Raw genomic sequence first — 9,910 nt, forward strand, 5'->3', positions numbered from 1 at the left:
TTTACTGAATAAAATAAACGCAAGAGAAAAGTGGTGCCTGGCCTAACGGTCAAACACCACTTTGTCTACAGTCTGAGGAGGTGGTTAATTACCACCTCCTATTTGTTTATGCCATTTCGACTATATTTACAAGTAAAGCCGATTTTACTCATAAATTTTACCTGGATTCTGGACACAGAATTTGCCACCTGCAACTTCAATACTGGTTCCGCTGACATATCCTGCTCTTTCAGATGCCAGAAATACAACAACCGAAGCGACTTCTGACGGCTCACCAAAGCGGTGTGCCGCAATATCATTCTTCATGCGTTCCGCATTCTGCGGATCTTCGATAAGCGGAGCTACTAATTGAGTTTTGATCACACCTGGAATATAAGCAAAGGTTCTTATATTATAGGGAGCCAGTTCCGCTGCACTGACCCTGGTAAAAGATTTTACACCACTCTTGGCTGCCGCATAAACTGACTGTCCAACTGACGGGATCTGAGCTGCAAAGGAAGATGCATTAATGATCACGCCTCCTCCCCGCCGCTTCATGGGTTCAATCACTCCTTTGGTACAGAGAAATGTACTTTTCAGATTTACCGCCATATCATGGTCCCACTGTTCTTCTGTCAGATCCTCGATCCGTGCCGGTTTTAATACTCCCGCATTATTTACCAAGATATCCACACCGCCAAAGGTCTGCTCCACTGTCCGGATGCAGTCACGGATCTGCGCTGCTTTCGTTACATCACATCGGATTCCTATACAGCGATCCGGCTGACCTACCTGTGCTCTGACTTCCTGCAAGGTCTTTTCATCCGTTCCAACCATACATACTCTGGCACCTTCTTCTAAAAATGCCTTTGTAATCGCCAATCCAATCCCTTTGGCTCCGCCTGTTACGATTACCGACTTATCCTTTAATTGCAGATCCATATAATTGCCTCCTGTTAAACATCTAATTACTTATAAAAATGTGGTTGGCAGCCACAATACAAGCTGTGGAATACATGCACAGAGAATTGCAACTCCGAGCATAATCAAAAATACCGCAAGAGTCTCCAGATTCCTGCGGTATACTTTTTCTATCCAAACAATTTTTCAAATCGTTCCATAGCTTCCACGGTCTTTTCATAATTACCGAAGGAAGTCAGACGGAAGTAGTTCTTACCATTCTCACCAAATCCAGCACCTGGAGTTCCAACCACCTGAATATTTTTCAGAAGGTAATCAAAGCACTCCCAGGATTCCATGCCATTGGGGCACTCGAACCAGATATACGGAGAGTTGATACCGCCGAAGAAACGAATACCAAGCTTGGTCATGGTGTCAGCGATCACTTTAGCATTTCTCTTGTAATAGTTGATATTTTCCTGACACTCTCTGATGCCTTCCTCAGAAAATACAACCTCTGCACCCTTCTGCACGATATAGGAGGTACCGTTGAATTTGGTGCACTGACGACGGTTCCACATGGCATTCAGAGACATTTTCTCGCCATTAGAAGCCTTGAATACCAGCTCCTTCGGAACAACCGTGTAGCCGCAGCGGGTTCCGGTAAATCCGGCTGTCTTGGAGAGCGAGCAGAATTCGATGGCGCATTTCTTAGCACCCTCAATTGCAAAAATACTTCTCGGCAGTTCCGGGTCTGTGATAAATGCTTCATAAGCAGAGTCAAACAGAATCACTGCTTCATTTGCCAGTGCATAATCAACCCATTCTTTCAACTGCTCTTTGTTGTAGCATGCTCCGGTTGGGTTATTCGGAGAGCACAGATAGATCACATCCGCATGTTGCTCCTTGTTCGGCATGGGAAGGAATCCATTCTCTGCATTTCCAGCCATATAAGTAACTTTATTTCCAGCCATGATATTGGTGTCTACATAGACCGGATAAACAGGATCCGGAACCAGTACCACATTGTCGTGTCCGAACAGATCAGTAATATTTCCGGTATCACTCTTGGCTCCGTCAGATACAAAGATATCTCCGGCATCCACATCAACACCGTTTCTCTTATAGTAAGCGGCAATGGCATCTCTGGTCTCCTGATATCCCTGCTCCGGGCCGTATCCTTTGAAAGTCTCTGCAGAAGCCATGGCCTCCACTCCCTGATGCAGTGCATCGATGACCACTTTTCCAAGCGGAAGTGTCACATCGCCGATTCCCAGACGGATGATCTTCGCACCCTCCTCCGGATTCTGCTCTTTGTATGCAGCCGTGCGGTGTGCAATCTCAGAAAAGAGATAGCTTGCCTTCAGATTCAGATAATTTTCATTTAATTTTGGCATGTCTCAGATCCTTCTTTCTATGATAAAATATGTTTGAGCGATCATATATGGACAAGTTGTCCATAACGGACTCATTGTACCAAATAAAAACGGAACGTGTCAATAAATGCATAGGCAAGCTGAAAATATTATGAAAAAAATAAAATACAGTAAAATATTTTGAAAGGAATAAAATAATGAATACAGAAAAACACATTCGTCTTGCGGCACTGGATCTGGACGGAACCACTCTTCGCAGCGATAAATCACTCTCAGAATATACGATCGAGACATTGAAGAACGCTCATGAGCATGGCATGAACATTGTTGTTGCCAGCGGTCGTTCTTTTGCGTCATTACCGGAACAAGCGATCCAGTTTCCATGGGCAGAATATGCCATCACCTCCAATGGTGCGGCGGTCTATGAAGTACATACAGGAAAACGCCTGCGGGAGTGTCGGCTGAAGCCTGAAGTTGTGGAAAAGCTGCTTGCCATTGCAGAAGAGAATCATGTCATGGTGGAAGGCTTTGTGGACGGAGTTCCCTATTCAGCCCGTGCCTATGTGGAAAATCCTGTTTTATTCGGAGCCAGCCTCTATTCTGTATCCTGCGTAAAAAGTACCCGCCGCCCGGTGGAAGATATTTTTGCATTTCTGCTGGAGCACAAAGAAGAACTGGACAGTCTGGATATTGTTGTGGGAGATGAACGAACCAAAGCAACACTGCGAAGAATCATATCTGAGCAAGTAGAGGGGATCTATCTGACTTCTTCTGTGCCAACCTTGCTGGAAATATCTGATGAAAAAGCAGGGAAAGCGACCGCCCTTGCCTTTCTGGCAGACTATCTGCAGATTCCACAGGCGGCAACCGTTGCTTTTGGAAATGCGGAAAATGACATCGATATGATCTGCTGGGCAGGCGTCGGTGTTGCTGTCGAAAATTCTCCGGAAGAAGTGCGCCGCGCAGCCGATGAGATTACCGAGACCAATGACGCAGATGGCGTGGCCAGATGGATTGAGAAGAAACACCAAGCAGCTTCCCACATATAATAGTAGTTTTCTTTCACGTGAGAAGCTGTACATTGTTCACCTCAACATACAGCTTCTCTCCGTTTATTCTCTATAATTTTTATATAAGATTGCAAAATAAATAATATACGCAAGCATTCCCAGTATGCCCAAAACAGAAGCAATAACTTCCAGATGGTTGTCTCCTCTTATTTGCAGTATCGTCGGAAGCATGATCAGCAAGAGCAGACATAGAGGAATCAGTATCTGAGAAATTTTTCGCAATATCCTGTAACGTTTTGAGGACATCCCCTCCGGAACACAGCTTTCAGGATGCATCAATTCTGCCCGAATGACCATTCCTAATCGCCCACAAATACGATACGCATGGTATTCTTTTCCATCGATTGTAAATTCCGGGCATAAGCCTTCCTTTGTGATGACCAGATCAAGATGATTCCGCTGCGCATACCGGAACAGCTGCTCTGTCATCTGTCTGGGTGTGGTACAAAAATCATCCGGCGAAAAACTGAAGGTTCGAATACTTTCACTTTCCACAACCTTTTTATAATCATCCAAAATATCAGCAAATTTATTTCCCTGTTTTTCTTCTGCTTCCATTTTCTGCAGATAGAGATCCACATTCAGGTCTGTAAGTTCTGTTTCCTGTATTTCCCCACAAAAGGAAAGTGCTGCCGCCAGCTTTTGCTGCTTCTGCCGGAGCTGCTCCTTTTGTTGTTCCAATGCTTCCTGCAGATCTTTTCTTCCATCTAAAATCTGCTGAATCTCTTCCAATGGCATATCCAGTTTTCGAAACATATAGATCAACTTTAATCTACGGATATCTTCTTTATTATATTTTCGATATTGATTTTCCTTCTCTCTGCTCGGGTGTATAAGACCCATTTTTTCATAATATCGAATGTTCTGTCTGGTAATTCCAGTTAACAGTTCTGCCTCTTTGATCGTCACCATACCGTATGACCTCCTTTAATTTTTCCTTGATTTTAAAGGATGAAGTAACTATAAGGTCAACTGTTTTTTTGCATTTTTCAATCGTTCATAGAATTCCGTGTAAAAATCAGCCGTCGGATCATATGGTGTCAGATAAAATTTTTGCAGCACATCCATACTGATGTTCTTCATCTGTTCCGGATGTGTTTCTATCCTTGTTTTCAGATTTCTCAGATAATAGTGCCAATCACATATATAGGTCTCATAACGTTTCAGATCCGGTGTATCCAGCCATTTTTTAATCTTCACCTTAGTCTTATTGGGCTTGGGACATTCATGTACCTGCAAAAAATATTTAAAAGATCCATCTTCATAAAATCTTCCCAGCGGGAACAGCCGGCAGATGCCCGGCCGAAATGCATGGATGTTGCAGCGTCCTTCCGGGTTCAAAAACGAACAGGCTTCTGTATTTCCTGATGCCATTTTCAGATTGGGCAGGATCACACTGTCAACGATCTGTAATTCGATCTTATCCACCATCAGTCCATTAAAATCCGTATGTAATCCACAGCAAAGACGGTGAATATCCAGAGGATCCAGCACAATGGACTCCCCCATTCCCTGACAACATGCAGAGCAGCCCTCACATCCACCACAGTCTGCCTTTACCAGATCATTGGACGTGTACAGTCTTCCATCTGACACTTCCTTCATATCTATATTTCTTTCCATTCCTGTACCTCTTTTTATTTCTTCGACTTATGGGATCCGAACTCCGTCTCGCCCATCCGTACTTCCTGCAGATGTTTTGCCAGTTCCTCTGGCACATAATCAAACAGATAATTTTTACTTCCCGGAAATTGTTCTACATAATCCCGGCGGATCTCCTGATTGATCCGTTCAATCTCTTCCTTCAATTCTCTGGCAGACATCATGGCGCAGCCCTGACCTCGGATGATCACCTGCTCCAGTCCATCAGAAGTTGCTACTGTCACCTGATATTTCCGTCCAATCTGATGAGCCGTCCGCTCAATAAAGCTGTCCGCAGTTTCCGCCTCTTTGGTGTAGACCACATGAATATTGTGGTATGGGATAATCTCTTCCTCATGGCCTTCTACCCGATAAGCATCAAATACAAGGATCAGATTGCATTTCCGGAATCCCTGATAATTGCACATAATATCCTGCAGCTTCTCTCTGGCTCCCGCCACACTGACTTTTGCAAGATCACTTAATTCTTCCCAGGCAAAGATCACATTGTAACCGTCCACCAACAGATATTCCGGAGTCTGTACTTTGGGCTTGTATTCGTTTTTCCGTAATATTCTGTTCGATTCTCCGTAAACTCTATGACTTTCTATTTCGGTATTCCGAAATCTCTTCGGTTCTCCGAATGTGCGGCGGAAAATCTCTTCCAGTTCCTCTGTATCTGCTGTCATCTGAACATAATCCGATTCTCTTCTCGTATTTCCTGCACGTTGACGCAGTCTCTCTGCTGCCTCAATCATCTCTGTATCCGAGAGTCCACCGTCCTTGCGGCCGCCCTCTCCGGTCAGCACACTTTCCAGATGCATATGTTCCGGTACTTCATACCATGGAATGACAGTTCCTGCTCCGTGATAACAGAAGACAGAAGAAGATGGATAGGCCAGATCTGCCTCCGGATCATAATCATTAGCTTCCAGCACATCCTCTTCATTATGGCAGGGACCATATCCATGGAAGACACAGGTCAGTCTGCCACGCCCTTTGGTATACGAAGTCACATCCTTCTGATAATTTTTAATACATTCTACCGGGACGCTTCCGGTCAGCAGAGACATCTCCCCTTCCTGCTCCGGCAGACCCATGGTGGCTCCCATACGTTCCAGATCTGACATGGCACGTCCTACATTTTCTGCGGGAATCTCCAACCGGAAATCATACCAGGGCTCCAGCAGACGGCTCTCTGCCTGCATCAGTCCCTGGCGGACTGCCCGATAAGTCGCCTGTCGGAAATCACCGCCCTCCGTATGCTTCTGGTGCGCTTTCCCACTCATCAAAGTGATCCGAACATCCGTCAGCTCTGCACCGATCAGCACTCCCCTGTGCTGACGTTCTTCCAGGTGGGTCAGGATCAGCCGCTGCCAGTTGCGGTCCAACACATCCTCTGAACAGGCAGATGCAAACTGCATACCACTGCCTTCCTCGCCCGGTTCCAGCAGCAGATGCACTTCCGCATAATGACGAAGAGGTTCAAAATGACCGATTCCTTCCACCGTATTGATAATGGTCTCTTTATAGACGATATTTCCCTCATCAAAATCAACGGACACGCCAAAACGTTCCCGTATCAGTGTCTTCAGTATCTCAATCTGAACTTCTCCCATGAGCTGCACTTCAATCTCCCGCAATGCCTCATTCCAGTGAATATGAAGCTCTGGCTCCTCGTCTTCCAGGATCCGCAGGTTTCCAAGCAGCTGTACCGGATCACAGTCTCCTGGCAATGTCAGTTTATAATTCAGTACCGGTTCCAGTAGCGGCACATTGATCTGATGCTCCCTGCCGAGCCCCTCTCCGGCCTTCGTCTTTGTGAGTCCGGTAACCGCACAGACCACACCGGTCTCCGCTTCATTGACCATCTCATATTTTGTTCCGGAATAGACGCGGATCTGATTCACCTTTTCCTGCCAGCCTTCTCCATCCGAAGTTCCATCCAGCAGATCTTTTACCTTGAGCACGCCGCCTGTCACTCTGAGCCATGTCAGGCGATTGCCCTGCTCATCCCGGCTGATCTTAAATACACGCGCGCCAAATTCATGCTCAGGCTTCTCTACATAAGCATATTGTTCCAGACCTTTCAACAGTTTATCCACCCGGTCAAGCTTCAGTGCCGATCCAAAATAACACGGAAATACATGTCGGTCATGAATCAGCTCCCGTACAGTCTGTTCAGAAACAGTCCCATGCTCAAAATAGTATTCCAGTGCCTGTTCCTCACAGACTGCTACATTTTCCAGAAATTCCCCTGAGTCTGAAGCACAGTCAAAGTCCACACACCGATCATCCAGTTCTTTCTTCAAATGCTCCATCAGCTGCTCTTTGTCCGTTCCATTCTGGTCCATTTTATTAACAAACAAAAACACTGGGATGCCATAACGTTTGAGCAGCCGCCAGAGCGTTCTTGTATGTCCCTGTACTCCGTCCGCACCGCTGATCACCAGTACTGCATAGTCCAGCACCTGAAGAGTACGCTCCATCTCTGCCGAAAAATCCGCATGTCCCGGCGTATCCAGCAGAGTTACTTTCTTATCACCAAGGGCGAATTCCGCCTGTTTGGAAAATATTGTAATTCCTCTGGCCCGTTCCAGCTCATGGGTGTCGAGAAATGCATCCTTATTGTCCACTCTTCCTAGCTTTCGGATCGTACCACTCTCATACAACATGGCCTCCGACAGCGTCGTCTTTCCCGCATCCACATGCGCCAGTACTGCCATACAAAGATGTTTCAATGCAAAATGCCCCCTTCTTATATGTCCATTTATTTTAACACATAGAAAGAGGCTTTGTCCATTTTACGCAGAAAGTCCGGAAAGCTTCTCAGCCTCCCGGACTCTTCTGTCATTTATTCGCAAACACTCTACAATATAGGTTAACTTCGCATTAAGCACATACAGTTGAAAAACTGTTGTAATACTCCTTAAAAAATTCATTCAGTATACTTAAAATTTTCTTCATAACAGACACCTTTACCTTTCTGTGAGCTGTGTTGTCTTCCACAGTATGTTCAGTTACGATTGGATTTTCAGATCTGATTTCCTTTTGTTAAGTATAATGTACCACAACCTTATTAAAATGTGAAATACATATAGTGGAAGAGTCGCGATACTTTTTAAGTATTAGTCGTTCCATGCGCTGCCAGTTCTTTCAAAAAATTATTATATATGTTCTTGTACCCGATTGTAAAGAATGCTATATTGACAATAACAACAATAAAACTTGAAAAAAGGAGTATTTTCATGGAATTTCAGACCGTAATTGAGAAAAGAAGAAGTATCAGAAATTTTGATCCAGGAAGGGAAGTCAGCCACAAGCAGATCGAGACACTGATCCGTGCCGCCTCCCTGGCTCCATCCTGGAAGAATCAGCAGACATCCCGCTATTACTGTATCCTGTCCCCCTCTCGGATCGAGGAGTTCCGTCAGAAATGCCTCTCGGAATCTAATCAGAAAAATTGCGCCGGTGCACCGGCACTGATCATCACCACCTTCAAAAAAGGAATCGTGGGATTTGACAAAGCTACCGGTTCCCCGGTCAATGAAGCAGGCGACGGCTGGGGCTACTACGATCTGGGACTTCAGAATGAAAATCTTGTCCTCAAAGCCGCTGAACTTGATCTTGGCACTCTCATTATGGGCATCCGCGACGAGCCAGCAATCCGGGAATATCTCAAGATTCCGGAGACCGAAATCATTGTCGCTGTAATTGCCGTCGGTTATCCGGCCGCCGAACCTTCCATGCCCAAGCGAAAAGCAGTGGAAGAGATTGCAACATTTTTATAGATTCTGACATAAAAAAGGCTCCCGAAACCTGACAGTTCCGAGAGCCTGTATTTTATTTGTGTTAACGAAGTTTTCCAAAAGTTCTCTGTACTTTTTTGCCTTTATTTGCATTTCTGATGGTTGGAATTGCTCCCAACAGAAGGAACGCATATACCAAAACCAGGTTTGCTGCATAAGAACCAAAATCAATGATATCTTCAGACAGAAGTAATGGGAAGTAACGATAACCTGTGGCGATATCCACTTCCAGCTCTCTTGCTATCATAATAGCCCAATCCAGGCGGTCTCCTACATAGGTCATGACAAGCATCAGGATCACGCTGATTACGATTCCTCGTTTGCTGAGCTTTCCGCTTCCAATCTCATAACCTTTCAAAGTGCAGACAGCCATGACCACACCGGAAAGAGCAGCCACATAACCAAGCTGGCTTAAGATCACGATACATGCCACACCGAGCAGGGATCCTACCAGTGCACCGACGATACCACCGATCATATTTTCTTTCTTTTCATTTTCCTGATTCTGTGCCAGCGTAATGTTCTGCGCCAGAGAGGCTGCGCACTCCTCACAGAGTCCGATGTGATTACCGGATACCAGGTAGCCTTCGGTCTCTGTCTCGCGTCCACAGTACTGGCAGCACGGCACGTAGCCTTTTCCGCGAAGAAATGCAGTCAGTTCCTGAATGGCTTCCTGCGCATTGGCACGGAGCTTTTTCTGATTGAGATAGCTTTTCAGTACCATAGTTACCGTATGTCCTTCATTTACCAGTCCGGACACAGTCTTATGTGCTTTCACGAACTCTTTGATTTCATCCTTTGTCAGGGTTTTTCCCTGATTATCAGCCCCCAGGCAAATGTTCAGCATATAATAAACTTTACCATTTACCTCATTTGGTCCAACGATCAGTTCAAAGCCATCTTTCTGTCCATGCAGCACTTCCTGTTCTTCATCAAACCGGAGTCCCAGATACTGCCCAAGCTGTTCATAGTTGCTTTTTACTTTTTTGTTCATGTTACACTTTTCCCCTTTTGTATATTTTCATAGAGAAGTATAACATAACCCTCTCACAAAAGAAAGGGGCTGTAAAAAAACTCCCCTGACAGAAAAATCGCCCAGACCGTGAGGTCTGAGCGATTTTTTGGTATAATTAAT

At 45.3% G+C, this 9,910-nt stretch carries 8 protein-coding genes; 2 read left to right on the top strand and 6 right to left on the bottom strand.

Translation table 11 applies throughout. The features are described 5' to 3' along the window. Window positions 1-144: 144 nt before the first annotated feature. Together WMO62_RS14855 and WMO62_RS14860 are read right to left on the bottom strand one after the other, a co-directional pair. The gene (locus WMO62_RS14855; RefSeq protein WP_349145159.1) at window positions 145-921 is read right to left on the bottom strand and encodes an SDR family NAD(P)-dependent oxidoreductase; all 777 of its coding nucleotides are present in this window, start codon (window positions 919-921) and stop codon (window positions 145-147) included. A gap of 149 nt (window positions 922-1,070) precedes the next feature. Next, complete coding sequence (locus tag WMO62_RS14860; RefSeq protein WP_349145160.1) at window positions 1,071-2,276, bottom strand: LL-diaminopimelate aminotransferase; 1,206 nt, start codon at window positions 2,274-2,276, stop codon at window positions 1,071-1,073. A gap of 176 nt (window positions 2,277-2,452) precedes the next feature. Here WMO62_RS14860 and WMO62_RS14865 point away from each other — a divergent pair, with 176 nt between their 5' ends. After that, entirely contained in the window at window positions 2,453-3,304 is an 852-nt protein-coding gene (locus WMO62_RS14865) for a Cof-type HAD-IIB family hydrolase (protein ID WP_349145161.1), read from the top strand. Window positions 3,305-3,367: 63 nt separating this feature from the next. On the opposite strand, the gene WMO62_RS14870 is transcribed toward WMO62_RS14865, so the two are convergent. From WMO62_RS14870 to WMO62_RS14880, 3 genes are read right to left on the bottom strand one after another with little or no spacing between them, the layout of a single operon-like run. Further along, window positions 3,368-4,237, bottom strand: a complete 870-nt coding sequence (locus tag WMO62_RS14870) for a MerR family transcriptional regulator (protein WP_349145162.1) — start codon at window positions 4,235-4,237, stop codon at window positions 3,368-3,370. 48 nt (window positions 4,238-4,285) lie between these two features. Beyond that, a complete protein-coding gene (locus WMO62_RS14875) occupies window positions 4,286-4,948 on the bottom strand; it encodes a YkgJ family cysteine cluster protein (protein ID WP_349145163.1) in 663 nt (220 codons plus the stop codon). Window positions 4,949-4,962: 14 nt separating this feature from the next. Beyond that, a complete protein-coding gene (locus WMO62_RS14880) occupies window positions 4,963-7,692 on the bottom strand; it encodes an NYN domain-containing protein (RefSeq protein WP_349145165.1) in 2,730 nt (909 codons plus the stop codon). 522 nt (window positions 7,693-8,214) lie between these two features. Here WMO62_RS14880 and WMO62_RS14885 point away from each other — a divergent pair. Next, the gene (locus WMO62_RS14885; protein WP_349145164.1) at window positions 8,215-8,757 is read left to right on the top strand and encodes a nitroreductase family protein; all 543 of its coding nucleotides are present in this window, start codon (window positions 8,215-8,217) and stop codon (window positions 8,755-8,757) included. A gap of 61 nt (window positions 8,758-8,818) precedes the next feature. Here the strand turns inward: WMO62_RS14885 and WMO62_RS14890 are convergent, their stop codons facing one another. Then, window positions 8,819-9,769 carry an FUSC family protein gene (locus WMO62_RS14890; RefSeq protein WP_117499620.1) on the bottom strand — a complete coding sequence of 317 codons (951 nt, stop codon included), beginning with the start codon at window positions 9,767-9,769 and terminating at the stop codon, window positions 8,819-8,821. Window positions 9,770-9,910: the final 141 nt, after the last annotated feature.

The organism is Hominiventricola aquisgranensis (genome assembly GCF_040096225.1).
Taxonomy (GTDB): domain Bacteria; phylum Bacillota; class Clostridia; order Lachnospirales; family Lachnospiraceae; genus Hominiventricola; species Hominiventricola aquisgranensis.